Origin of the sequence: Nocardia flavorosea, assembly GCF_015477805.1 — a bacterium.
GTDB classification, from domain to species: domain Bacteria; phylum Actinomycetota; class Actinomycetes; order Mycobacteriales; family Mycobacteriaceae; genus Nocardia; species Nocardia flavorosea_A.
Genome location: NZ_JADLQL010000004.1, coordinates 518755 through 543760 on the forward strand (window position 1 = coordinate 518755; position 25006 = coordinate 543760).

Below are 25006 nucleotides of genomic sequence, written 5' to 3' on the forward strand. Positions count from 1 at the left end.
TCGAGGTCCGCCCGGGTTCATCAGCGCCGGGGCGGGTGATGCCGGGTTCGGCCGCGGAATTCGATTCGGGCGGCGAGCCCGGCCTGGGTGGCATACCCGACTCCGCCGGAGCGCCCGGCTGTCCAGGAACACCGACCTCCGGCGGCACACCCGCATGGGCGGGTCGCGGTTGTCCCGACTCGGCCACTGTGGCGGCGGTGAGCCCGTCGGCCGAATCACTGGTTCGTGGCGGCGGGGCGTCCTGGTGCGCCGCCGCGACTACCGGTCCGTGTCCGTTCGTATCCGCTGTCCGGGCGGCTTCGCCGTTGGCTGCCGGCTGCTCCTTCGCCGTGTCCGGTGGCCCGGCGAGACGGCCCGGCTCCCCAGCTCGGGAGCCCGTTTGATGCTGCGCGTCGGGGTGCCCCGCACCGGTCCGGGCCGACGTACCCGGCGTAGCGGACTGGTCGGCCGCACCCGCGTGCGGACGTAGCGTGCCAGTGGCGACACCGGCATCGGTGCGACCGGGTGTGAAAGCGGGGCCGGTTCCGGGCGTCGCCGTTCGGCCGGACGGCCCCCCGGAGTCGTGGGCTCGCACCGGAGCGGAAGTGGCTCCCGCCGGGCTCGCAGCCGGTGCGGCAGGACCGGAAATCCGTGGGGCCGTGGTAGTCCGGGCCGCTGACGCCTGCGGACCATCTCCCGGATTGCCGGGTGCCGTCCCGGGCACCGCGGTTTCCCGGAATCCCGGAGCGGCCAATGCGGGCCGACCACTGGGCCCGGCCTGCGGACGCGGATCACTACCGACCGTCGTGGGTGTGCGTGCCCGCACCGGAACCTCACCCGGATCGACTCCGAGCATCATTCCCAACCGGGTAACCGGCCCCACCCGATTCGCAATCCGATAAACAAACCCATCATTCCTACCCGCCGCACCCCACGCCAAACCCTGATGAGTACCGATCGACGCCCCCGCGCCCACCACCCCCGCACTGATCATCCGATAATCGAACGTGAAATCCCCCGTCACCAAACCACCACCCAACCAACCACCCACACCCCCCAGAACACCCCCCACCACAATCTGCAAACCCAACGTCCTGGGCTGCGTCAAATTATCCAAACCCCAACCGGTATACGACAACCTCTGCAACCCCAACCCGAAACCAGCCGCCAGACCACCCCCCAGAAAGCCACCCGCACCCGCAGCCAGCACCTGCTCCCCCCGCACCCCCTCACTCTGATTACCGTGCGCAACCTCCCAATTCTGAATCGCCAAATCCTGACCCACCCCGATAAACGCCCCCAACAACCCATGACCCAACACCCGCACCGCCAAACTCGGAACAACCTGCCGCCACGCCAACGCACCGATATTCACAAACAACAACCGCGCAATACCCTGCAACGTCACCCGCGTCGCCGCCATCGCCATCGCATCCTGCGCCGCCGACGTCAACGGAAAAAACTTCGATAAAATCAACTCCAACGCCAACAAAACCAGCGAACTCCAAATCTGAATCTTCGCCGTCTCGATCGCACCCCCCGTATCCCGCGCACTCGTCGCCAACCCCTCCAACGACTCCACAACCCCCGGCACAAACCCCGCGATCTCACCGAAAACACCCTCCATCGCCTCCCGCGCCGCACCCGAAAGATAAGCATCGGAGGCCGCCTTCCGCGCACCCTCGATCTCCTCCAACGCCCCCGCCAACGCAGCAGCCTCCCCCCGCAACACCCGAGCCAACTCCCACATCGACTCCTCATCCCCCGCAGGCCACTCCGCCCCACCCACCACACCCAAAAGAACCTGCAACGGCTCCGGCAACGTCGCACCCATCAGGCCCGACCTACCTCACCACAGCGATTCACGAACCCCGGATTCGCCCGCCACCGGACCATCCGATGATTTGTCACGTCCGGCCGGGTCCGGGGCATAGTTCCCGGCCTCCGACAAACCGGCGACCAGATCGGTGAGGCTCGGGAGCTTCGCCTGCTGCTCCCGCAGCGGCTGCAGTATCTCCTCCGAACGTGCGGTCAGTTCCACCCGCGCGGCGCGGGCGGCAGCGGTGACGGCCTCGGCTATCTCGTCATAGGTGAGATCGGAAATATCGTCCGCGAAAAGCGTTTCGACGATTTCGCCCTGTGCGTCGACCCGGATCATGACGCGTTTATCCTCCGCGTACCCGGTGACGAACAACTGTGCCTGCTTCGCCTTGATCACCGCGATTTCATCCATGGAACGGCGGAAACCGTCGAGGATATCGTGGAATTGACCCTTCAGATGTTCATTGGACATCTGTGCTCCTTCGCCATGCTCAGCCCACCGCGCCGAGCCGCTGCTGGAATCGCATCTCGAATCCGGACAGATACGCCGAGGGCGCCACCGACGACGACGACCGTTCCATGACCCCGTCGTCGGCGACATAGAACACCGCCCGCCCGAGCATCACCTGACCTTCGGGCGGGGGCACCTGGACGATCCAGCCCACACTGACCCGCTCGGCCACCAGTCCGGATACCGGGTAGCCGGGAGTCTCCAGCCCGCGCTCCAGAATGTAATCCCGAACCACATCGACGGCATCCCCGGCAGGCAGCGGGGTCAGCAACACCGCCGCCAGACCTGCGGCGTCGAACTGGACGAATGCCGAATCCACATCGAACCGTTCGGGGTCGGGGAACAACGCCTCCAGCAGATCCCGGGTGACCAGCCCGGATTCGGCCGCTCCGAGCACGGTCTCGGCGGCGAGGCGCAGTTCCGAGTCGCCGGGTACCGCGGCAGAATCGACAGCGGTGAGCACCCGGCCGACCACGCTGTCCTCGGCCCAGATGTCGGGGACGGCGATCTCGGCGGCCCCGGGCTTCGGGGAGTCACCGTGCCACCACCGCCCGGCCTGCCACCAATAGCAAAAGGTCAGCAATCCGCGACCGGCCCGCGTGTTCATCACATCATCGGTGACCCACACCGGCGCGCCGCGATACAGGTCCGGGAACTCGGCTTCGCCGTGGTAGGCGGCGGCCAGCCGCGCGCAGTCGGCCCGGCCGCCCGAGAGCACCGCCCGGCCGCCCGACAGCAGCGACAGGGTGGCGCCGTTACGTTCACCGTCCTCGTAGATTCCCACTGAGGGGGCGATCCGAGCGCCGTTGTCGCCGCCGGCCGCCGCGTCGGTAGCGGCGAGCATCACCCAGCGCGCCCACAGCACCGGCAAGGGGGGCAGCCGATCGCTGGTATCCGCATTCTCACCCCCCGAGCCGGCGGCCTGTTTCGGTGTGCGGATCTGATGTCCGTCGTGATACAGGTACGCCGCCAGCCAGGTCGGCAGCCGCGACCGCGGGAAGGTCTCGAGGTCGGCCAGATACGCCTCTACCGGGAAAAGCTGGCCGGGCGGGAATGGCTGGTCCCCGTAGTCGTAAACGACCTCGGGAGCATCGGTGGCCGTCTGGTCGAGCACCATGCGCAGCCAGGGACCGGCGGCCGAATGTGCCATGAGCGCGCGCAGTTCGCGTACCAGCCGGACGGTGGAGTCCGCAGGTAGGGCGCGTACCGCGGATTCCCCATCGGTGTAGACGAGCTCGGCCGCTTCCTCGGCGACTGTGAGGGCGAAAACGGCTCGCAACCGGGTCCACCCGGGCGGGGCCCCTGTCGCGAGCTCACCGGCGATGCGGCGAATGAGCACGTCGGTACGCTCATCCGGGTCCTCTGGCTGCCGTGGTCCACCGAGGTTGAAACCCACATCGGGCGCATCGTCGGGGCCCGCCTCGGCAGCCGTGGAAACTTCCGTAGGACTGGCCATCAGCTACCCCTGGTTCCCACGAAACCCGGCTCGGTTATCGTCTTCCTGCCGACGCAGAACCTTGGCGGCGTCTCGCTGCGCATCCGCGATATCCTCGAAGACCTTCGCCAGGCCCGGTAATGCGCCGGGCTTCTCCCCTTCGCCCACGGCGAGCGCGTTCCGCGCCGGAATGTATGCCTCGGCGAACTGCTCGCCGTATCTGTCGTCGCCCCACGCCCCGTGTAGGGCGGCGGTGCGTTCCCGCAGTCGCGACGCGATGGCACCCAGCAACTCACCGGCCCCGCCGGAGCTGTTCGCGGCCTTTTCCAGCGCGTCGATATACACGGATACTTTGCCGCTCATCACCGGACTCCTATCGTGCGGGACAGACGAGTTCATCGTCACAACCCGGTCCAGGAGGCTCCCCGCAGACGGGAAGGGCACCGGCCACCGGTTCCAGCCGCACCCGGGCCACCACGGTGGCCAGAATCGTGGTGGCCTCCAGCCAGGCGAACGGCTCGCCGATGCAATTGCGGTTGCCGATACCGAATGGCTGGAACGCCCCGCTGCGTGTTACCGACTTCCGGTATTCCGGGGTCCAGCGGTCCGGATCGAAACTTGCCGGATCGGGAATCTATTTCGGGTCGTTGTGCAATACGTACGGCGAGTAGACGATGGTCGTACCCGGCGGAACGGTGACGCCGCCCGAGTTCGTGGAATGCGAACGCCAGTGTGTTCGGCACGGTCTCGTATCCGGCCTCGAAGACTCTGCGGCCCGATCAGAGTGGCTCACTACGAACTCCTGCCGCGAGGTACAAACTCGTCGGCAATGTAGCCAGGCGAACCAAAGACACTTCCCACCAGTGAACGAAAGCCCGGTCACCGAGGGCCGAGAGCCCGATGGCCGATTGTCGCCGAGGTGCCCGCGTTCTACTCTGAGACATCGTGGTCAGTAAGCCGGGTCAGCACGGAATCGGGGCCGCGGCAGCGGGTTTCTTCGTCGGGCGAATCCCTGAGCTGGCGCGGATCAGTATCCTGCTCACCGAGCGGATCGAGCTCATCACTCTGGTCGGCGGTAGTGGCATAGGGAAAACCCGCCTCGCCTTGGAAACGGCCAACCGGCTGCGCGCAGACAGCACCACCCGGGTTTTCTGGGTGGCGCTGGCACGCCTGGTCGCCGAGGGCGATACCGGGGGCCCTGTGGAGCGGGAGATCGCCGCCACGATCGGCGGCGCAGATTCCGCCGATCGGCCTCTGTTCCGGACGATCAGTGACGCGCTGGCCGCCCTCGTCGCCGACGGTATCCATCCGGTCCTCGTCCTCGACAATTGCGAACATGTTCTTCCCGCCGTGACCGGACTCGTGGCCGCGCTCGCCGACGCGGTACCCGGGTCGACCGTTCTGGCCACCAGCCAGGAGCGGCTCGGTCTGCCGGACGAGGCCCTGGTTCATGTACCGCCGCTGACAAGTGCGGAATCCCTGGCGCTGCTCCGCTATCACGCCGTACGCGTCGGCCGCGAGATCGACGACGCCGAGGCGGCCGCGACCCTGTGCCGACGGGTCGACCACAACCCACTCCACATCCGGCTCGCCGCGGCGCGGCTGCGCCACCGGCCCACCGCCCATGTGCTTCGCGAACTGACCGGGGACCACACCGACGGCCGGTTGGCCTGGACCAGCGGCGCGCGCACCGGGATAGACCCACGGCACACCGATATGGGCAACGCCATCGACTGGTCCTTCGATCTCGCCACCGCCGACGAGCAACTTCTGCTGCGGCGGCTTTCCATCTTCGCCTCCGGGCACGACAGCAACGGTTCCGAGCACCCCTCCGGTCCACACCGAGGTGTCGATATCCACGCCGTCGTCGCCGTATGCGCCGATTCTTCGGACCTCACCGCCGAATCGATTCCTCCGCTGCTGGAACAACTCACCGACCGGTCGCTGGTATCGACCGACAGCTCCGCGGAGAGCACCCACTATTTTCTCTTGGAGAGCATCCGGGTCTACGCCCGGAGCCGGTTCGCGACCGCGTCCGGCGAAACAGCTCATCTCGCGTACCGGCATCGGAAATATTACCGAGACAGGCTGATCGACGCCCAGCACGCATATTTCGGACCCGACGAATCGAGACTCCTGGACTGGGTTCGCACGGTGTGGCCGGATATCGCCACCGCGGTGGATCACAGCCTCGCGCAAGACGATACCGACGACACCCTCGCCATGGCACTCAGCCTGACTATGATGCAAGTTCCCTACATATTCGGTCGCACGCGTCAAATCCAGTATTGGATCGAGCAGGCACTCGCACAGCGCAGAGCGTCGGGCAGGCCACACACCGAACTCGATCTGGCGGCGATGGCGCAGCTGACCTGGCTCATGGCCGTTCAGAACACCGGGGACAGGGCGGATCGGCTGGTCGAGGAGTGTGTTCGGGCCGCTACCCTGGGCGCCGAAGCGCCACCGTGGAAAGAATGTCCCGAGACCGATTTCGGGCTTCCCGGAACGGTGGAATTTGCTTGCGGCACCGTTCTTTTGAATGTGCACGGTGATTCCGGCTGTATTCCTGTCCTGTCGCGGGCCCGGCGGAAGCTCGAGCGGGCCGGCGACGATTTCGGCGCGTTCATGGCCCGCTGTGTCGAATCGGTCGCCGAAAGCCTGCTGGGGTCTCCGCACCGCGCCGCCCGGCTCGCCATGGACAACATCAGAATCTGCGCTGCGAGAGGCGCGGTGAGTAATGCGGCCTGCGCCGAATTGGAGCTCGTCATCGCGCTGCCACGAATGGGCCGGGTCACAGAGGCGTTGTCGACAGGCAGAATCGTCATGGCGCACCGCCTCCGGCTCGGCCATCAGTGGGACATGATCTGGGGTTTGCATATCCGGATGTGGGCGCTGCGCGTCCTTCTCACCGAGATCGAGGACGACGACCCGCGCCGCCGAACGGTTGCGGAGCATATCGCCCACCTCGCGGGTGGCGCCGAAACGTATTCGCGCAGTCTCGGGTACTCGGTGGTGGGCAAGGGCCCGATGCTGGCCGAAACCGCCTCCGCTATCGCCGCCGCCAGAGCGGTTCTCGGTGCGACCGACTACCTGAACGCCGAGGACGCCGGCCGGAAACTGCGGCCGGAGCTCTGCGAAGTCCAGCAGCTGGTTTTGGGCACGCGGCGTCTCGAGCCCCGGCCACGACCGATCGATACCGCCACCGGTTCACGCTGGACCGAGCTGACCTCCGCCGAACGGGATATCGCCGTCCTGGCGGCGGCGGGATGGTCCAATTCCGCGATAGCACGGCACCGCGGGAATTCGCCACGAACCATCGACACCCATATGGTGTCCATTCTGCGGAAGCTGGGCATCGGTTCGCGCACCGAGATTTCGTTGCACATCCCGCCGGATCACCTCCCCGCACCTGACCGCATAGGCGCGCCACGGAGGCCCGTGATCCACCCGGCTGTCGGGACAGAGCTCTGAAGCCGCAAAGGAATCCGCCGTCGGTGGAACTACTGGCGACGTTCGAGGTGCGCCGGGCGTGCCAGGTCCCGGGGCATATGCTCGAGAATCTCGGTACGGCGGGTGATCATCAATTTGCCCCGCACCGCCGCCAGCTGAGCATCCACGGTTCGCACCGAGGCGCCGCGGCGCTCGGCGATCTCACGATTGGTCAGCCCACCGGCGGCCAACAGGGCCACGGCCACTTCGGCGGGAGTCAGTTGGTCCCATAGCGATGACGTCGTAGCAGGTGAGAGGCTTCCATCTCCGGGGCCGGCCGTGCCGGAGACCAGGCGGCGCAGCAGTGCCTCGGCACCTTCCTGCGCTCCGGCCGCCAGCTCACGGCACAATTCCGTCCAACCGGCGGCCCACGCGGTATCCGCCGTGGTGGGCTCGGACGACAGAATCGACGCCATCGCCTCGGCGATCTCCCACCCCACTACCCGTTCGGACGCGTCCGGCAGTGCTGTCGCCACAGCGCGCACGACATCGCCACCGGCACCATGGATCCACGTCCTCCCGTCCCCGCCGAACGGCCCCGTTCCGGTATCCCGCACAATGCGCACCCAGTCCCGGTAGAAGCGGCGATACCGGCGCGGCAGTGCGTCCGCCATTCCGGGATCCGTGGCGCGGAGGCGTTCCGCCGCGTACAGCCGTACGCTGCCGGCCAAGTGGTACCGGACGGCGGTCGCGGTAACCCGCACACCGACCAGCGATTTGTCCGACAACCGTTCCAGCAACCGCGGCACCTGCTGTGCGACGACCACCGCACCATCGGAACATATCGCAGCGACAGCGGCCGACTCGACACCGCAACCTTCGGCGGCCTCGTCGAATACCGGCGCGAACACCGACATCCGATCGAGCAGTGTTCGCTCCGAGCGATCGCAGAGCCGGTAGGACCAGTCGATCGCCTCCCCTACACCCAGATGGCGCGATCCGGCACCGACCACGGCAAACCGCGACCACCGCAATCTTCTGTCGTCATCGCCGCCGGTCAGCTCCCGTAGCAGCCCGGCCGGAGATACATGCAGTAAGCGCATAGCGGCCAGCCGGATGAACAATGGGTTGTTCTCCACCGCACGGCAGATTTCGGCGGAGACAGCGAATCCGCCGGCATTGCCGGGCATCGGGCGGCCGATTCGCTCGGCCCGCCTGTGGAACAACTCGACCGCGGACGAGGCGGACAGCGACGGCACCGCGACGATGTACTCGTCCGCCCAGCCGATGCATTCCCGGCTGGTCGCGATGATCGTGAGCGCGGGCAACGCGTCGAGCAGTCCGGCGACCAACGCCGACACCGCGTTCAGCACATGTTCGCAATTGTCGAGGGCCAGCACCATACGATCACCCGGCGCGGCCGTCAACGCGTCGACCAGACCTTGCACCGCCGGACGTACGGCGCGGGTGGCGCCGAATACCGAGGACAGCAGATGCCCGGCGAGATCCTCGGCGTCGCGGGCCCGGGGCAGCGCTGCCAGACGCGCTCGATATATGCGATGGCGCGGCGTTCGCGCCAGATCGCGCAGCACCCGTTCGGCCAGTCTCGTCTTACCCACTCCGGCCGGGCCGCTGAGAGTGATCAGTCGCATCCCGTCGCGGGCCAGCGTCACGACCCTGCGCAGCTCCGCCTCCCGGCCCACGAACTCGGTCCCACCATGCCCGCCCTCGCGACCAGCAGCGACCCCCTGGGAGGCAGCCGGGAATCCTGTGGTGTTCGAATCCGAGACGGCGGTATCGGTAACTTTATTCGACATAACGAGACCCGATTCACTCTTTCGTGGGCGAAACTACGTATGCCACTCAGGACGCCTGATTCGCCACTGACAACTCGTCCCGGGAACCGCCCTGTTCGCCGTAACCCTTTGCGCTGTAGACTATTCGAGCAATAATCGGCCGGACAAGTAGGGTTATCCCCACAGGGTGGCTTCTTCGCATTCCCGCATGGCGCCCACGATCCGAAACGGTCACCGTGGAAATCCTTCGACGGAGGCCCTGATCAGGATCGGGACGGCCGCATCGCGGGCCGTGCGGTGAATCGCCGTCCCATTTTCAGGGTCAGGCCCGCCTGGGCCGGGATTGCGGTGGAGTCCGTGGACACCAGCCGCATGCGCTGCAGGGTCATAGCCAATGCCAGCTGCATTTCGGCCATAGCGAAAGTGTTGCCGATACACAGACGCGGACCCGCGCCGAACGGGTAGAACCCGGGCATATCACCGTTGATCGCGTTCGAACCGGCGAATCGGCCGGGATCGAAGCGCTCGGGGTCGTCCCAGAAGTCCGGGTGACGATGAACGAGGTAGTAACTCCAGAAAATTTGCGTGCCCGCGGCTATCCGAAACCCACCGATCTCGTCGTCGGTCCCGGCCTGCCGAACCGTCTGCCAGGCCGGGGAGTACAGCCGCAGTGTTTCGAGGATCACCTGCTTGGCCACGACGAGCGCGGGCACGTCGGCCATGGTCGGTGTCCGCTCGCCGAGGACCCGGTCGACCTCGTCGAGAAGCTGCTGCTCGACCTCCGGATGCCGCCCGATCGAGTACCAGGCCCAGGCCAGCGTACTGGCACTGGTCTCGTGGCCCGCGAACAGCATGGTGAGCACTTCGTCCCGGACCCGCGCATCGTCCATCGACTCGCCCGTATCGGCATCCCGGGCCTGAATCATCAAGGCCAGCAAGCTGCCGTCGTCGCTCTCGTCCCGGCGCTGCTCGGCGGTCATGTCGTAGATGATCTCGTCGAACACTGCCATCGCTGCGTGGAATCGCCGATGCCCGGGGGTCGGGACCGACAGCGGGACCAGCGGAAACTGCATATACGCGGCCAGCTCCCGGGTCGCGGTGTCCACCGCGGCGGTGAACCGGCGGATCGCGGACTCCGGGAACTCGGTACCGAAAAGCGTGCGGACCACGATCCGCAGGGTCATGGCGCTCATCTCGTGGGCGATATCCAGGGCTCCGCCGGCCGCGTGCACGGATTCCCACCGGTCGAGTGTCTCGGCGATCGTCCCGGTCATGACTCCACCGAAACCGGTGATGTGCTTTCGGTGGAACGCCGGTTGTAGTAGCCGTCGCTGGGCGAGCCAGCCCGGCCGGGGGGCTGTGGCCAATCCGCTGCCGAAGAAGTTGCGCGCCATCTCCGCCATCGGCCCGTGACGATCGTAAATGCGCTGGTGTGTCTTCAGGACGCGATCGACATGGTCGGGATGATTGATCAATACGAACGGCATCCGGGGGATCTCGACGGCGACCACGTCACCGTATTCGGCCACGGCTCGGGCCAGCAGTTTCAGCGGCGCACGTTGAAAAGCAATCGCATTACGTATTTTTCCGCGCGGGCCGGGCGGAACGGTGGCGAGTGAAGTCGGTGAGGTAACCGTCATTGTCAGAGCCTTTCCGGCAACGTCGAATCACATTGCTGCCGCAGATTGCCGCAGCATCGATATTTCGTCGTTCGAATTTTCGGTCCGGCCCACACTCCGAAACAAGTAGGGAAATCCCTGAACAGCCGTCAGGTGCGCCGGACGGAATCGGCGACAGCCAGCGCCGCCAACGCGGTACGCGAGGAGACGTTCAGTTTGGCGAACAGACGCGAGAGGTGCGCTTCGACGGTCTTCTCGCTGACGAACAGTTCCGCGGCGATCTGACGGTTCGTCATGCCCCGGGCCACCCGTCCGACGATCTCTCGCTGCCGATCGGTCAGCCGGTCGAACACGGAGACAGCCGGAAGATGGTGGGGATCGCTCGCGGACACGGTGTCGTCGAGCCGGGCACGAGCAGCCCGCGCCCGAGTCGCTGTTCCGGCCGCATGACGCTCGATCGCCACTTCCAGCGCGAGCGCGAACTCACTGGCGGCGGCCTCGGTTTCGCCTCTCTCGGTCAAAACCTCCCCCAGCAGCAAACGTGCCCTGGCGGCATAGACGGCCGTATCGCTCCGGTCGTATTGCAGTACCGATTCCCGGATCAGCTCTTCTGCCCGCTGCGCTCTTCCGCGCGCGAGCTCGACACGTGCGCGCGCGTACAGGGCGTCGCCGACCCGCTCCGCCATCATCGGCGCCGCGTCCGCAACGACCTGCATCTGCCGTGCTATTCGATCGGCGGCGGCGATATCGCCCAGTTCCACTTCGGCGTCGACCAGGGCCCGCATCCACGGGGACATCGTCGTCGGATTGACATCGCCCAGATTGCCGTAGCCGCCCCGGGTCACGATCAGCTCCCGGCCGCGTGCGTACTCACCAGCCTCGATCAGCGCCGCGCCATACGCCAGCGGCGGATGGTGGGAATATTTGTCCCGCGGCGCTTCGGCGGCGATCCGGACCGCGCGAGCGCCCACGGCAAGCGCTTCCTCGGTGCGGCCGAGCAGCGACAGTACCCAGCAGCGAGTCGCTTCGGTGATGGCTGTCAACGGTGGGTTGTCCAAGAGCAGGGCGGTCTCCACAGCCTGCTCGACTATCCCGAGGGCCGGCTCGGGATACCCACGCATCAACTGAGCCACCGCCTGCAAGTGCAGGAGGTCGGCCATATGCTGATCATGGCCGGTTGCCCGGCACAGCCTGATCCCGCGGTCGGCGTGGTCCACCGCCATCGACCACCGCTCGAAGACCACCGCCGCCAGCATCACGTCGTTGTAGCCGTTGAGGAGGCCCGGCGCGATCTCCGAGTCGGTGAGCGTATTCAGTGTTCGTGCGGATTCTTCCAGACATTCCACACCGAACCGCAATCGCAGGGTATCCAATTGAGTGGATGCGATGAATGCGTTCGCAGCGGTGGCGAGCAGGGACAGCCGGCGATCGGAATGCCCGCGGGCGGTTTCCATCAGCGCGGTCGCGATATTCACGGCCTCCTCCCAGTCACCGCAGAACATATTGCTTTTGGCCGATTCCAGGCGGTAGGAGGCGGCTTCCACACTCCCTGGGTCCACCAGGTCCAAGGCGGCGTTCAACAACCGCCGGCCCTCGGCCGGATTTCCCAGTCCTTGCTCGGTGGCCGCGAGCATCGCCAGCATTCGCGCCCGATCGGCATCGGGTGCCTGCTCGGCGAAGTCGACAACCGCCCGCCCGAGCACCTCCCGGCTCTCTCGGAGCCGGCCGACCGAGGTGAGCGCGTCGGCCAAAGCGATGGTCAAGTCGAGTCCACGAGCATCCGACTGCCCGGCCGGAAGGAGCCGCAACGCCGCCCGGAACCAGCGTGCAGCGGTGAGCGGCGCGCGGCGCGCGGCGCTGCGACCGGCCTCCGCCAGCGCCGATATCGCCTTTTCGTCCCCCACAGCGCTGCTGTGTTCGAGGTGATGAGCGCGAATGGAGGGATCGGCGCCTCGTTCGGCGAGGATCGTCGCCGCCCGGCCGTGGGCCGCACGCCGCCATCCGTATCCGATCTGTTCGTACACCGCACGCCGGATCAGTGGATGCCGAAAGTACAACCCGGCACTGGATTCAACGCCTTGAACCAGCCGGGTCGCCACGAGTTCGTCTATCGCCGAGATGGTTTCGGAGCTTGTCAAGGCCCCGATTCCCAGCGCGAGATCGATATCGAAGGGTTCCCCCGCCACCGCGGCGGCGTGCAGCAGCCGCTGCGCGGGCGGGGACATCGCCTCGATTTCCAGTCTCAGTGCCGCCTGCACGAGCGCGGGCACCTGATGCCCGGATGTGGCGGGGTCGGGTATCGCGGCATTGGTCCGCGCCCTGGCCATCTCCTGCAAATAGAAAGGGTTTCCCCCACACTCCTCGTGCAGATCCGGCAGCCGATAGGCGCGCACCACGTCACCCAGCAGATCGGCCGTCTCGGGAAGGGAAAGCGGACCCAATTCCACTGCGGACAGCGCGCCGTCCTGGAAGGCGCGGCCGAGCACGCCGGCGTGTCCGGCCGGGAGTTGCGCGGTGCGATGGGTGAGAACGAGCAGACACCCCGGTACGGCCCTGCGCAGGAGATGCGCCACCACCTCCAGCGAAGCATGGTCGGTCCAGTGCAGGTCGTCGAGCGCCAAGAGAACCGGGGCGTGCCCGGCGAGTAGTTGTAGTACCGACCGCACGCTGCGATGAAAATGCCAACGCTCCGCAGCCGTGGCAGCTGCGGCCGAACGGCCGAGAAACGGGAACAGCCGGCCCAATTCGGCGAGTTCGGCGGGGATCAGATCCAGTAACTTCCGCTCGGACAGTGAGCGCACCGCGTCTTCGAACGCTTCCGAGATCATCGCGTACGCGATCTCGTTCTCCAATTCCGTCGCCCGACCGGCCAGCACCCGAAAACCTAGTTCGCGAGCCTCATCGCAGGCTTCCTGTAACAGTCTGGTCTTGCCGATTCCCGGTTCACCGGCCAGCGAAACCGCTGCCGTCCCACCGGCTTCGACGAGCGCCATCGCGTCCCCGAGGATTCGCCGCTCCCTGACCCGCCCGACCATCGGCTGCCGATTCCCATTCGACCTTGGCCCCGGCACCATTCCTCCGCATCAGCCATAGGGGACTGTCCCCGGCCGAACTCTTATCCGGATCACCCTAGTCCACAGGCCGGTTTTCCGGCGTGCCGGAGTACGTGGTTGCACGGCGCGTAAAGCCGTGACCTTCGGTGGCACAAGCCGGCTACCAGCACAGCCGCGATTCGCTAGGACGGGCCTGCGCGCAACGCGATCTCCGCGGCGGACGCGATGCCCTCGTACCACGGTTCGCCGTGCCCCGGGAGCACCGACCGGGCACCGGTGTTCGCCAGTTCGGTCAGCGATTGCAAAGCCATGGGGCTGTCCGCGGTGGCCGCCCCGGAGACGATCTGCGGGCCCGTGCCGCCGGTGTACGGATCCAGCGTGACCAGTGCGTCGCCGGAGATGACGGTATCGCGTTCGGGCAGGTGCAGGGCACAGTGACCGAGGGTGTGCCCCGGCGTGAACACCACCCGCGGCCTGCCGGGTACGGAAAGCCGGATGCCGGCTTCCATAGGAGTGGTGTCGTTCAGCCCGCGGACGAACAGCGCGCCCGCCAGCGCCATTTTTCCCAGTACCGGCAGCGAGCGCGGGTATTTGATCGGATACAGCAGCACATTGCGTTCCCGCTTGTACCGGTACGGATGGGCGGCCAGCGGCCGGTCGCCTTCGTGGGTGTAGACGGGAGTTTGCCAGGTTCGGCGGGCCCGCCGGGCCGAGCCGACGTGGTCGAAATGCGCGTGGGTGAGCAGTACCGCGCGGATATCGGCCGGGGTGCGGCCGATATCGTGCAACGCGGCGGTGATGCGGGGAAAGGTCGCGGGCAGCCCGGTGTCCACCAGCGTGATCCCGTCATCGTCCTCGATCAGATAGACATTGACATCGGCGTGGGCCAGTCGATGTATCCCGTCCGCGACGTTTCGTACCAGCATGGCGCCGTCCTACCCGGCGTCGCTGAGACCAAACGCGACGAGGCGCTCCGGTGACAGGTCAGTCCGGGTGAGCTCCGGTGGAGGGCTTCGGCGGGGAGCCCTCCACCGGATCGAGCACCTGATCGGCTTCCATTGAGCGAGAACAGGCAGTACGCCATCTCTCGGCGACCATACGCTGACAGCGTGGAAGGCATTCAGGAAAGCTCTCGGACCACGACGACCGACAACCACGCCGCGCTGTTCCGGCCGCTGACCGTCCGTTCCCTGGAATTGGCGAACCGTATCGTCATGTCGCCGATGACTCGATCGGCGTCGCCGGGCGGGGTCCCCGGACCCGATGTCGCCCGCTACTACCGGCGCCGCGCCGCCGGCGGGACGGGGTTGATCGTCACCGAGGGTGTCGCCATCGACCATCCGGCCGCCGTCGACAACCGGCGCGTCCCCCGCATGTTCGGCGCGGAGGCACTGGCCGGGTGGCGGACGGTGGTCGACGAGGTGCACGCGGCGGGCGGCCGGATCATTCCGCAACTGTGGCATGTGGGTCCGCTCTGGGGTGCGATGAGCACGAACGTCGACCCGGCCGTTACGCCGATGCGGCCGTCCGGCCGGTGGGGCACGGCCGGCACCACGTCCTATTCCGGTGAGTACGTCGCGCGCGCCGCACCACCCACCCGGCCGATGACCGACAACGATCTCGCCGACGTGATTTCTGCCTATGTGCGCGCGGCGGTCGCGGCCACCGAACTGGGTTTCGACGGTATCGCCTTGCACGGCGGGCACGGCTACCTGCTGGATTCGTTTCTGTGGCACGACACCAACACGCGTGCGGACCGCTGGGGTGGCGACCTCCTGGCACGGAGCAGGTTCCCTGCCGCGGTGGTCGCGGCCATCCGCGAAGCCGTCGGTGCCGATATGCCCATTTTCTTCCGCTTCTCCCAGCACAAACAGCAGGACTACACCGCCCGGATCGCCGAAACCCCCGACGAGCTCGAGGTGCTCCTCGGCGCGCTCGCCGACGCCGGTGTGGACGTTTTCGATGCCAGTATCCGGCGCTTCGACATACCGGCGTTCCCGGGCAGCGAACTGTCGCTGGCCGGCTGGGCCAAGAAGCTCACCGGTGCGCACGCCATGGCGGTGGGCAGTGTCGGGCTCGGCAAACCGTTGCGGGACAGTCGCGCCGCAGGAGCCGCGCCGGTCGTCGACAATGTCGCGGAGGTCGAGCGCCGGATCGAATCCGGCGAATTCGACCTCATCGCCATCGGACGACTGCACCTGGCCGATCCCGCGCTCGCGACGACCTTACGTACCGGGGCCCCGCTGACACCGTTCGATCGCGCCGTCCACGAGGGCACTCTGCACTGATCCGTCGCCCGGGTACCGGGCAGCGACTCCGAAGGCGCCGGCCGGCGCGGTCACCGGCCGGCGCGGCCGAGTAGTTCCCGCGCGGCGGCGCTGCCGTCGAGCAGCCGGGCGGTGCGGCGCTGGATCAGCCATGATCCGTCCACCCGGACGAGTTCGAAACGGTTGGCGGTGACCCGCCACACCCGGAATGAATCCGTCTCGGCTACCCGGCGCAGTAACAGCGAATGGCAGGTCGCCACCGCGGTATCCCCCTCGACCCGGATATTGATCGGGTCCAGCAGGTGCCCGCAGCCTTCGGCCAGGTAGTCCTGATGCGGTGCGGTGCGCACCATTTCGGTGATCGCGTCGCGGCCTTCCAGCACCCGGATATCGATGTCGTACACCGCGTTCTCGGCCCACAACCGGCCGACGGCGTCGGCGTCACCGGCGTCGACGGCGGGGCCGTAGGCCGTCAGCACTTCGTGGACGGCGGCCTTGTCTTCGAGGACCTGCACCCGTTCGAGCAGGGAAGCGACCAGTTCTGCGGTATCGGTCACGGCGATCCTTCCGGGATATCGGGTGTGCGCTGGGCGGTGCCCGCTTCTCTGTGTACCGATAGCGGCGAAATCGGGTCCGGCGGCATTCCGCTGAACGGAATCTTCGGTGTGTCGTCACCTCGACATTGACAGTCTTGTGGGCACCGCGACCGCACGGTGCTCACAGGCGACAGGGCACCACACAGTTCCCGGCTCCGCGAGGGGCCGCGTTTTCGAGAAAGAGCCGCATTATGGGCGACGTACTGGACAAGATCATGCAGCATGCGGACGAGATCCGCGCCGGTGCCGACGAGGGTGAAAAACTCATGCGGCTGACCGACGGCACCGCGAAACATCTGCGCGACTCGGGCGTCATCCGCATGCTCCAGCCGAAGGAATACGGCGGTCTGGAGGCACATCCGCGGGAAGCCGCCGAAACCACCATGGCCATCGCCGCGCTGGACGGCGCGGCCGGCTGGGTCGCCGGCATCGTGGGCGTGCATCCGTGGGAGCTCACGTTCTTCGATCCCAAGGCGCAAGCGGAGGTCTGGGGCGAGAACAACGATATGTGGATGGCGTCGCCATATGCGCCGATGGGTATCGCGGTCCCGGTCGAAGGCGGCTACATCCTCAACGGACGCTGGTCGTTCTCGTCCGGCACCGACCACTGCGGCTGGGTCATGATCGGCGCCGCGGTCGGCGACAAGGACGGTAACCGCACCGGCAAGGTACTGCATGTGCTGCTCCCGCGGTCGGACTACGACATCGACCAGGACAGCTGGAACGTTATCGGCCTGCGCGGCACCGGCTCGAAGGATCTGATCGTCAAGGACGCATTCCTGCCCGAATACCGCACCATCGACTCCGAGATCGTGCTGAGCGGCAACGGCTGGCGGCACGCGGGCCGCGACGAAACGCTGTACCGTTTCCCGTTCTCGTGCATCTTCCCGCTGGGGATCACCTCGGCGCTGATCGGGATGACCGAGGGCGCGCTGGCCTGCTATATCGCCGCGCAGAAGGAACGGGTGCAGGTCACCGGCGTCCCCATCAAAGAAGACCCCTACGTCCTGTACGCGATCAGCGACGCGGCAGCCGAGATCTCCGCGGCCCGCGTATCGCTGCTGGAAACGGTCGACCGGTTCTGGGACAAGACCGAACGCGGCGAAGAGGTCGGCTTCGAAGAACGCGCGATCGGCCGGCGCACCCAGGTCTCGGCGGCCTGGCGTGCGGTGCGGGCGATGGACGAGGTCTTCGCCCGGGCCGGCGGCGCGGCGGTGCATCTGAAGACACCGATGCAGCGGTTCTGGCGCGATGCGCATGTCGGCCTGACGCACGCCATCCACGTACCCGGCGTCATCTACCATTCGTCGGCTCTCGCTCAGCTCGGCGGTGACCCGCAGGGTCCCTTCCGCGCAATGATCTGATATCCCTTCACTGTTCGAGGACCAGGAAAATGACTGAACTACGAGGGCTCGGCTACCTCAGAATCCAGACCCGGGAAATCGCGCGCTGGCGTGAATTGCTCATCGACGGCCTCGGCATGGCCGTCGGATCCGGCCCCGAACCGGACGGACTGTATGCCCGCGTCGACGAACGACGCTCCCGGATCGCGGTCCTGCCCGGCGAATCCGACAAGGCGCTGGCTGTCGGCTGGGAGGTCCGTGACGAGTTCGCGCTGCAGCGGGTGCGCGAGGCAGTGGAGAATTCGGGACGAACCGTCGAGGTGCTCTCCCGGCAGGAGAGCGCCTATCTCGACGCCGAGCAGGCCATCGCGTTCGACGATCCGACCGGAACCCGGCTCGAGGTGTTCCACGGTCCGGTGCTCGACCACAGCCCGGTGGTGACTCCGTTCGCCGGACGCTGGGTCACCGGCCCGCACGGCCTGGGACACGTGGTGCTGCCGACGGCGAAGTTCGCCGAATCGTACGCCTTCTATACCGAGGTGCTGGGCTTCCTGCCGCGCGGCTCGATCCGGCTCGACGAAGAGGGCCTGAACCGGGTCCGTTTCCTCGGCCTCAACCAGCGCCATCACAGTCTCGCGCTGTGCCCCGCCCCGCCGACGGAGGAACCCGGCCTGGTGCATCTGATGACCGAGGTCGACACGCTCGACGCGGTCGGGCAGGCGCTGGACCGCGTCAACCGCCAGGAGTTCTCGATCTCTTCGACCCTGGGCCGGCATACGAACGACAAGATGGTGTCCTTCTATGTCCGCGCTCCCGGCGGCTGGGACCTCGAATTCGGCACCGACGGCATGCTCGTCGACGAGCGTTACTACACCTCCGAGGAGATCACCGCCGACGCGTACTGGGGCCACGACCAGTCCGGGTCCGAACCGTTGAAGGCGTTCATCCCCGCGGCCGGCTGATCCGCGCAACTCGCAGACCCGATTCCCCCGACCGGGCAGCGCCGCGGTAGTCGCCCGCGGCGCTGCCCGGAACGTGGGGTCATCTCGGTCTCGCTCTTTATCACCGCCGCCCAGGCCGCGACCCGGTTCCGTTACCTGGGTACGCGAGTCCGTCGCCGGCTACCCCCCGCCGGGCCCCGCGGGTGGTGCGGAAAGTTCGGCGCCGGCCCCCTCTTTACTGCCGCGGCCGGCATGGGATTCCGCGCGCAGGCGTTCGGCCATATGCGGGTAGTGCAGTTCGAACGCGGGCCGTTCGGAACGGATCGGCGGCAGTTCGTAGAAGTTGTGCCGCGGCGGCGGGCAGGTCGTCGCCCATTCCAGGGAATTGCCGGCGCCCCACGGATCGTCCACAGTGACCACTTCGCCGTAGCGATAGCTTTTGAACGCATTCCACACGAAAACGATCATGGACGCGCCCAGTACGAACGAACCGATGGTCGAGACGGTGTGCAGCGCGGTGAAGCCGTCATCGGGCTGGTAGTCCGCGTAGCGCCGCGGCATACCTTCGTCGCCCAGCCAATGCTGCACCAGGAAGGTCAGGTGGAATCCGATGAAGGTGGTCCAGAAATGCACGCGGCCCAGACGTTCGTCCATGAACCTACCGGTGAGTTTCGGGAACCAGAAGTAGATACCGGCGAAGGTCGCGAACACGATGGTGCCGAACAGTACGTAGTGGAAATGCGCGACCACGAAGTAGCTGTCGTGCACCTGCCAGTTCAGCGGCGGGCTCGCCAGGATCACCCCGGACAGGCCGCCGAACAGGAAGGTGACCAGGAATCCGAGGGAGAACAGCATCGGCGTTTCGAAGGTCAGCTGCCCTTTCCACATGGTGCCGATCCAGTTGAAGAACTTCACCCCGGTCGGTACCGCGATGAAGAAAGTCATCAGCGAGAAGAACGGCAGCAGCACCGCACCGGTGGCGTACATATGGTGCGCCCACACCGCCATCGACAACCCGGCGATCGCTACCGTGGCGAAAACCAGCGCGGTGTAGCCGAAGATCGGTTTACGGCTGAACACCGGGAATATCTCGGAGACGATGCCGAAGAACGGCAGCGCCACGATGTACACCTCGGGATGCCCGAAGAACCAGAACAGGTGCTGCCACAACAGCACCCCGCCGACACCCGGATCGTAGATATGCCCGCCCAGGTGCCGATCGTAGGCGAGCGCCATCAGCGCGGCGGTGAGGATCGGGAACGCCAGCAGCACCAGAATGCTGGTGATGAACACGTTCCAGGTGAATATCGGCATCCGGAACATGGTCATCCCGGGGGCGCGCAGGCAGATCACCGTGGTCATCATGTTCACCGCGCCGAGGATGGTGCCCAGCCCCGACAACGCCAGGCCCATGATCCAGAGGTCCCCGCCGACGCCCGGCGAGAACTGCTCGGTGCTCAATGGTGTGTAACCCGTCCACCCGAAGTCGGCGGCGCCGCCGGGCGTGACGAATCCCGCGGTCGCCATGACGGCACCGAACAGATAGAGCCAATAACTGAAGGCGTTGAGCCGGGGAAACGCCACATCCGGCGCGCCGATCTGCAACGGCAGGATCGCATTGGCGAAGCCGAACACCACCGGCGTGGCATAGAACAGCAGCATGATCGTGCCGTGCATGGTGAACAGCTGGTTGTACTGCTCCGGTGAGAGGAATTGCAGCCCGGGACGCGCCAGCTCGCCGCGGATGAGCAGCGCCAGCAGACCACCGATCAGGAAGAAGGCCGTGGCCGTCACCAGATACAACACCCCGAGAACCTTCGGATCGGTGGTGGTGACCATCTTCCACAGGTAGGAGCCCTTGGGCCCGAGCCGCGCCGGAAACGGCCGGGTCGCGGTGAGCTGCTTCGCTGGAGATGGTGGCGCTGCCATGGCGTTCTCCTCTACTCGGTCCGCCCGGGCGTCCAAAGCCCCGTTGCCCGCGGAGCTACCCCGGCCCTGTTGCGGCAAACCCTGCCCGCTCCGGGTGGTGGACCGGGCGAACGACACCCCGCACAACACAAGTTCCGCCGAAATCGGCGATCCGCGGCCCGTTCGACGGTCGCTCGGCCGGGGAAACCGACCGGCCCGGCGGCGGTACCGGGGCGGAACGGGCAGGTGACGGTGGTGGCTCGCGGCGGTGAACAGGCGCCGCCGGACGCTGCCCGCGCCCATTTCCCGCTCTACCATCGAGCGTCGAACAGATCCGATCGCTCCGGTCCGGCCGAGCGCGAAGGGGAGCACGGTGTCCGATACCTCCGCAGCGGCCGACCCGGGCGGGTTGCGGCGCAGCCTGGGCGTGACCGATGCCGTCGTGATCGGTCTGGGCGCCATGCTCGGGGCGGGAATCTTCGCGGCTCTGGCACCGGCGGCGCGGGCGGCAGGATGGGGACTACTGCTCGGGCTGGCCGTAGCCGCGGTCGTGGCCTACTGCAACGCCACGTCGTCTGCCCGGCTGGCCGCGCGATACCCGGCGTCGGGTGGCACCTACGTGTACGGCCGCGAACGGCTCGGACAGTTCTGGGGATATCTGGCGGGCTGGTGTTTCGTCGTCGGGAAAACCGCGTCCTGCGCGGCGATGGCCATGACGGTCGGCGTCTATGCCTGGCCCGCTCATGCGCATGCGGTCGCTGCCGGTGCGGTGGTCGCGCTGACGACGGTGAACTACCGCGGTATCCAGAAGTCGGCGTTGCTGACCCGGGTGATCGTCGCGATCGTACTGGCCGTACTCGTCGCGGTGGTCGTCGCCGCGGGCTTCGGTGACACCGCGACAGTGGACCGGGGAGCCGGCACCGAACTCGGTGTAGGCGGTGTGCTGCAAGCAGCCGGCCTGCTGTTCTTCGCATTCGCCGGATACGCGCGCATCGCCACGCTGGGCGCGGAAGTACGCGACCCCGCCCGCACCATCCCCCGCGCGATCCCGCTCGCCCTGGCGATCACCGTGGTCGTGTACACGCTCGTCGCTGTCGCGGCACTGCGGGCCCTGGGCCCGGACGGGTTGGCGGCGGCGACAGCTCCGCTGTCGGATGCGGTGGATGCGGCGGGCGCCGGTTGGCTCGCACCGGTGGTGCGCGCGGCCGCGGTTCTCGCCGCGCTGGGGTCACTGCTGGCATTGATCCTCGGGGTTTCCCGGACCACGCTGGCGATGGCCCGCGACCGGCATCTGCCTTACGCTCTCGCGGCCGTGCATCCGCGTTTCGCGGTACCTCATCGCGCCGAACTCGCCGTCGGAGCGGTGGTGACGGTCGTCGCCGCGACCGTCGATATCACCGCGGCGATCGGTTTCTCCTCGTTCGGGGTGCTGGTGTACTACGCGATCGCCAACGTCTGTGCCTGGACGCTGCGACCGTCGGAAGGGCGACCGGGACGGCTGGTCCCGATAGTCGGCACGGCCGGGTGCCTGGTGCTCGCCTTCGGCTTGCCGGCACAGTCGGTTGTCACCGGCACGCTCCTTGTCGCCCTGGGCGCTCTGGTCTACGCCGCCCGCCGGCACCTGAATGTCAGGATGCGGTCCACGTGACCTCGACGCGACCTATCCCGGCGTGCGCAGCGACGGAACCGTGATTCCGGACGCGGAAATTGATGGTTCCTTGTCTGGTATCGGTGCCCCCACCGGCGAACACTGAGGCCGTGCGCGAGTGACACCAGCGGTTCAGCAAATCGGAGGAAATGTCATGTCAGCCAGAATCACCAGAATATTCGCCGCGACCACCTTCGCCCTGGCCGTCGGGGTAATGGCGGCACCCGCCGCAACGGCCGCGACATCCGAGGTCCAGTCGCCCGTCGTCCCGGTGACGGGGTCGGTCGTAATCTGTGTTCCCCTGGGCAGCGCGGCAGTCTGCATCTGATCGCTCAGGTAGTTACCACCGGAATCTTTCGCATCAACCCCACGGTGCACGCACGTCGTGTGCGATACGAGCGGGCCGAGATCGTGCAGCCTGCTCATTCATGTTTCGCTCCCGGGTGAACGGGCATTGCCACTGCCGGCCGTCATAGCTGATACGGCGACCCGACCGGTCGGCTCTGCCAACTCGACAGAACGGAACTTCCATGAGACCAACTACCTGTCTCCAGCGCGTCGGCCCCCGACTTCTCGGCGCGACCGTCGGGGCCGCCGCTCTTTTCTTCGCCGCCGCTCCGGCGGCCGCCCTCCCCGGAACCCTCGACCGGGTCCAGGCGGACAACGGCCCGAATCCACAGGTCGAACTGCACAGTTACTGTGCGGCGCCGGGGCAGGTCGGGCATCTTGCCGACGGCACGACCGTCTACTGTTCGCCCGTCTCCGGCACCGGCACCTTCGCGTGGTCGTACTACACCGAAACCTTGCCGATGGACCCGAACAGCATCGACTACAACTGCGACAGCGCGAGCTGCACTTATCCCGATGGTTCCCAGGTGCCCATCGAGCGGCGCTGCGGTATGCAGTGCGGTGAGCCACCCACACCGGGTGACGTGCAGAACCACCTGAACAACTCCCGCCGCTGAGGACGGCCGCCGGAAGGGACCGTCTGCTATCGACGAGACCGGCGTTACAGCAGCACATATGTGGGTCATGTATGCTTCAGTAAACATTACCCCCATAAGAGGTGCGCAATGACGGTGACCCAGATCGATCTCGACGATGACGCGCTACAGCGCACAATGACTCTCTCCGGGACACGCACCAAGAAAGACGCCGTGAACCTGGCTCTGCGGTACTACGCCGAGCAACAACAGCGCGCAGCACAGCTGGCGCGCCACCTGGAGCGCGCGCGCGACTGGGACGCGGTCCGGCATGCGGAAGAACTGCACCGCGCCGAGAAGGCCGCCCGCGGCCGGTGATCTACCTGTTGGACACCTCAGGTCTGGTGCGCTACCTGTCGGACAAGACGCTGCAAGATTCGTGGAGTGAGGCGATCATCGCCCGCACAGTGGCTTCATGCTTTCCGCAGCGCGCCGAGTTCCTGTACAGCGCCCGCAATGCGGCCGAATTCGATGAGATTCGCGAAATGCTCGACGATGTGTACCCGCAGGTTTCCGTGCCCAAGCACGCGGATCGCTGGATCGACGCAGTGCAATATCGAATGTCACGTGCGGGCGAACATCGCAGTGCTTCCGCAGTTGATCTCATGATCGCCGCAACCGCAGCACATCACGGACTGACCGTCCTACACGACGATTCCGACTACCGGACCGTTGCACGCCACGCGCCGGACCTGAGCGAACACAACATCCGACACGTATCGGCGTGAGCCTCGTTCCGATCTCAGAGCGGAACACGTTCCAGGCTGCCGGATTCCATGGCCACCCACAGCGCGCCGTCGGGGCCGGCCGCCAATCCGTGCGGTTCCCGACCCGCCAGTTCCCGCACGGTGATCTCGCCTGTCAGGGTGATGCGGCCCAGCCGCGAGGTCGCCCATTCGGTGAACCACAGGGCGCCGTCCGGGCCCGCGATGATCGCGTGGGGCCGGGCGGCGCGGTCGGGTAGCGGGAACTCGGTGATCTCGCCGTCGAGGCCGATACGCCCGATCTGGCCGGCACCGATCTCCACAAACCAGAGAGCACCGTCCGGGCCCGGGGTTATCCCGACCGGCATGGCCTGTTCGGTGGGCAGCGGGAACACAGTCGTGGCGCCCGTAGGTTCGATGCGGCCGATGGCGTTGCCCTGATTGAGCGTGTACCACAACGCATCGTCGGAACCGGTGACGATCATCGATGGCATCCCGGCCGCTGGGAAACGGGTGATGGACCCGTCGCCGGCCAACCGGCCGATACGGTCGGCCTGGAGTTCGGTGAACCACAGCGCGCCGTCCGGCCCGGTGGTGAGTCCGTACGGAGATTCGGCCGGGAACCAGGCCAGCTCCCCAGCCGAGGTGATCCGGCCGATGCGGTCTCCGCGGAATTCACTGAACCACATGGCCCCGTCGGGGCCGGGCACGATCACGGTCGGCTGCCCGTCGGGATTGTCCAGCGGAAACGTCTGTATCTCGCCGTCGCGGTACCGGCCGACCGCACCGGTCGCCACCGAGGTGAACCACAGCGTGCTGCCCGGCCCGGCGCTCACTCCGTACGGCGCCCCGGAAACCTGGACCACAGAGCCTCTCCTGTCCCCCCGGAGCACCGGGACTACCGCGCCCCGGCGGACTCACGGTCCCGCGGCGACTTTGTCTACCTGTACCGCGGCGGTGTTCGACGCGGACA

20 protein-coding genes are annotated in these 25006 nt (G+C 66.8%); 8 read left to right on the forward strand and 12 right to left on the reverse strand.

Translation table 11 applies throughout. From position 1 onward, the window contains the following. Positions 1-1828: 1828 nt before the first annotated feature. The 4 genes from IU448_RS20820 to IU448_RS29780 are packed head-to-tail and all read right to left on the reverse strand — an operon-like array spanning position 1829 to position 4380. Positions 1829-2272 carry a YbaB/EbfC family nucleoid-associated protein gene (locus IU448_RS20820; RefSeq protein WP_195057315.1) on the reverse strand — a complete coding sequence of 148 codons (444 nt, stop codon included), beginning with the start codon at positions 2270-2272 and terminating at the stop codon, positions 1829-1831. Between the two features lie 19 nt (positions 2273-2291). Then, positions 2292-3767, reverse strand: coding sequence for a hypothetical protein (locus tag IU448_RS20825; RefSeq protein WP_228813675.1), 1476 nt, complete (start codon positions 3765-3767; stop codon positions 2292-2294). Positions 3768-3770: 3 nt separating this feature from the next. Further along, entirely contained in the window at positions 3771-4109 is a 339-nt protein-coding gene (locus tag IU448_RS20830; RefSeq protein WP_195057316.1) for a hypothetical protein, read from the reverse strand. A gap of 10 nt (positions 4110-4119) precedes the next feature. After that, positions 4120-4380, reverse strand: a complete 261-nt coding sequence (locus tag IU448_RS29780) for a cytochrome P450 (RefSeq protein ID WP_195057490.1) — start codon at positions 4378-4380, stop codon at positions 4120-4122. Between the two features lie 311 nt (positions 4381-4691). Here IU448_RS29780 and IU448_RS29595 point away from each other — a divergent pair, with 311 nt between their 5' ends. Continuing rightward, positions 4692-7217 carry a LuxR C-terminal-related transcriptional regulator gene (locus IU448_RS29595; protein ID WP_195057317.1) on the forward strand — a complete coding sequence of 842 codons (2526 nt, stop codon included), beginning with the start codon at positions 4692-4694 and terminating at the stop codon, positions 7215-7217. Between the two features lie 29 nt (positions 7218-7246). On the opposite strand, the gene IU448_RS20845 is transcribed toward IU448_RS29595, so the two are convergent. The 4 genes from IU448_RS20845 to IU448_RS20860 form a co-directional block, all read right to left on the reverse strand. Next, a complete protein-coding gene (locus tag IU448_RS20845) occupies positions 7247-8992 on the reverse strand; it encodes an ATP-binding protein (RefSeq protein ID WP_195057318.1) in 1746 nt (581 codons plus the stop codon). 242 nt (positions 8993-9234) lie between these two features. Next, positions 9235-10611: a cytochrome P450 gene (locus tag IU448_RS20850; RefSeq protein ID WP_195057319.1), complete on the reverse strand. Its 1377-nt coding sequence runs from the start codon at positions 10609-10611 to the stop codon at positions 9235-9237. Between the two features lie 128 nt (positions 10612-10739). Beyond that, positions 10740-13664 carry a helix-turn-helix transcriptional regulator gene (locus IU448_RS20855; protein ID WP_324188653.1) on the reverse strand — a complete coding sequence of 975 codons (2925 nt, stop codon included), beginning with the start codon at positions 13662-13664 and terminating at the stop codon, positions 10740-10742. Between the two features lie 161 nt (positions 13665-13825). After that, positions 13826-14569: an MBL fold metallo-hydrolase gene (locus IU448_RS20860; protein WP_195057321.1), complete on the reverse strand. Its 744-nt coding sequence runs from the start codon at positions 14567-14569 to the stop codon at positions 13826-13828. Positions 14570-14752: 183 nt separating this feature from the next. Between IU448_RS20860 and IU448_RS20865 the strand changes: the two genes are divergently transcribed. Further along, the gene (locus IU448_RS20865; protein ID WP_324188654.1) at positions 14753-15931 is read left to right on the forward strand and encodes an NADH:flavin oxidoreductase; all 1179 of its coding nucleotides are present in this window, start codon (positions 14753-14755) and stop codon (positions 15929-15931) included. 50 nt (positions 15932-15981) lie between these two features. Here IU448_RS20865 and IU448_RS20870 read toward each other — a convergent pair whose 3' ends face one another. Further along, positions 15982-16467 (reverse strand): nuclear transport factor 2 family protein, encoded by a 486-nt coding sequence (locus IU448_RS20870; protein WP_195057322.1) that lies wholly within the window; start codon positions 16465-16467, stop codon positions 15982-15984. A 230-nt stretch (positions 16468-16697) separates the two neighbouring features. On the opposite strand from IU448_RS20870, the gene IU448_RS20875 reads away from it, so the two are divergent. Both IU448_RS20875 and bphC read left to right on the forward strand, forming a co-directional pair. After that, positions 16698-17870 (forward strand): acyl-CoA dehydrogenase family protein, encoded by a 1173-nt coding sequence (locus tag IU448_RS20875; RefSeq protein WP_195057323.1) that lies wholly within the window; start codon positions 16698-16700, stop codon positions 17868-17870. Between the two features lie 29 nt (positions 17871-17899). Further along, the gene (bphC, locus tag IU448_RS20880) at positions 17900-18811 is read left to right on the forward strand and encodes a biphenyl-2,3-diol 1,2-dioxygenase (protein ID WP_195057324.1); all 912 of its coding nucleotides are present in this window, start codon (positions 17900-17902) and stop codon (positions 18809-18811) included. Positions 18812-18970: 159 nt separating this feature from the next. Here bphC and ctaD read toward each other — a convergent pair whose 3' ends face one another. Continuing rightward, positions 18971-20719 carry a cytochrome c oxidase subunit I gene (gene ctaD / locus IU448_RS20885; protein WP_195057325.1) on the reverse strand — a complete coding sequence of 583 codons (1749 nt, stop codon included), beginning with the start codon at positions 20717-20719 and terminating at the stop codon, positions 18971-18973. Positions 20720-21071: 352 nt separating this feature from the next. Here ctaD and IU448_RS20890 point away from each other — a divergent pair, with 352 nt between their 5' ends. Then, a complete protein-coding gene (locus tag IU448_RS20890; RefSeq protein WP_195057326.1) occupies positions 21072-22346 on the forward strand; it encodes an APC family permease in 1275 nt (424 codons plus the stop codon). Positions 22347-22478: 132 nt separating this feature from the next. On the opposite strand, the gene IU448_RS20895 is transcribed toward IU448_RS20890, so the two are convergent. After that, positions 22479-22772 carry a hypothetical protein gene (locus IU448_RS20895; protein ID WP_195057327.1) on the reverse strand — a complete coding sequence of 98 codons (294 nt, stop codon included), beginning with the start codon at positions 22770-22772 and terminating at the stop codon, positions 22479-22481. Positions 22773-22876: 104 nt separating this feature from the next. Here IU448_RS20895 and IU448_RS20900 point away from each other — a divergent pair, with 104 nt between their 5' ends. The 3 genes from IU448_RS20900 to IU448_RS20910 all read left to right on the forward strand — a co-directional run bounded on the left by IU448_RS20900 (position 22877) and on the right by IU448_RS20910 (position 24057). Continuing rightward, positions 22877-23311, forward strand: coding sequence for a hypothetical protein (locus IU448_RS20900; protein WP_195057328.1), 435 nt, complete (start codon positions 22877-22879; stop codon positions 23309-23311). A 108-nt stretch (positions 23312-23419) separates the two neighbouring features. After that, positions 23420-23647, forward strand: a complete 228-nt coding sequence (locus IU448_RS20905; protein WP_195057329.1) for a type II toxin-antitoxin system VapB family antitoxin — start codon at positions 23420-23422, stop codon at positions 23645-23647. Beyond that, positions 23644-24057, forward strand: coding sequence for a PIN domain-containing protein (locus IU448_RS20910; RefSeq protein ID WP_195057330.1), 414 nt, complete (start codon positions 23644-23646; stop codon positions 24055-24057). Before IU448_RS20905 ends, IU448_RS20910 begins: the two co-directional genes overlap by 4 nt. A gap of 14 nt (positions 24058-24071) precedes the next feature. Here IU448_RS20910 and IU448_RS20915 read toward each other — a convergent pair whose 3' ends face one another. Further along, positions 24072-24899, reverse strand: a complete 828-nt coding sequence (locus tag IU448_RS20915; RefSeq protein WP_324188655.1) for a virginiamycin B lyase — start codon at positions 24897-24899, stop codon at positions 24072-24074. Between the last annotated feature and the right edge of the window lie 107 nt (positions 24900-25006).

Excerpts from the sequence above, each read along its gene's own strand:
- IU448_RS20820 (WP_195057315.1), bottom strand. The coding sequence starts at position 2,272 with ATGTCCAATGAACATCTGAAGGGTCAATTCCACGATATCCTCGACGGT.
- IU448_RS20825 (WP_228813675.1), bottom strand. The coding sequence starts at position 3,767 with ATGGCCAGTCCTACGGAAGTTTCCACGGCTGCCGAGGCGGGCCCCGAC.
- IU448_RS20830 (WP_195057316.1), bottom strand. The coding sequence starts at position 4,109 with ATGAGCGGCAAAGTATCCGTGTATATCGACGCGCTGGAAAAGGCCGCG.
- IU448_RS20845 (WP_195057318.1), bottom strand. The coding sequence starts at position 8,992 with ATGTCGAATAAAGTTACCGATACCGCCGTCTCGGATTCGAACACCACA.
- IU448_RS20850 (WP_195057319.1), bottom strand. The coding sequence starts at position 10,611 with ATGACGGTTACCTCACCGACTTCACTCGCCACCGTTCCGCCCGGCCCG.
- IU448_RS20855 (WP_324188653.1), bottom strand. The coding sequence starts at position 13,664 with ATGGTGCCGGGGCCAAGGTCGAATGGGAATCGGCAGCCGATGGTCGGG.
- IU448_RS20860 (WP_195057321.1), bottom strand. The coding sequence starts at position 14,569 with ATGCTGGTACGAAACGTCGCGGACGGGATACATCGACTGGCCCACGCC.
- IU448_RS20875 (WP_195057323.1), top strand. The coding sequence starts at position 16,698 with ATGGGCGACGTACTGGACAAGATCATGCAGCATGCGGACGAGATCCGC.
- bphC (WP_195057324.1), top strand. The coding sequence starts at position 17,900 with ATGACTGAACTACGAGGGCTCGGCTACCTCAGAATCCAGACCCGGGAA.
- ctaD (WP_195057325.1), bottom strand. The coding sequence starts at position 20,719 with ATGGCAGCGCCACCATCTCCAGCGAAGCAGCTCACCGCGACCCGGCCG.
- IU448_RS20895 (WP_195057327.1), bottom strand. The coding sequence starts at position 22,772 with ATGAGCAGGCTGCACGATCTCGGCCCGCTCGTATCGCACACGACGTGC.
- IU448_RS20900 (WP_195057328.1), top strand. The coding sequence starts at position 22,877 with ATGAGACCAACTACCTGTCTCCAGCGCGTCGGCCCCCGACTTCTCGGC.
- IU448_RS20905 (WP_195057329.1), top strand. The coding sequence starts at position 23,420 with ATGACGGTGACCCAGATCGATCTCGACGATGACGCGCTACAGCGCACA.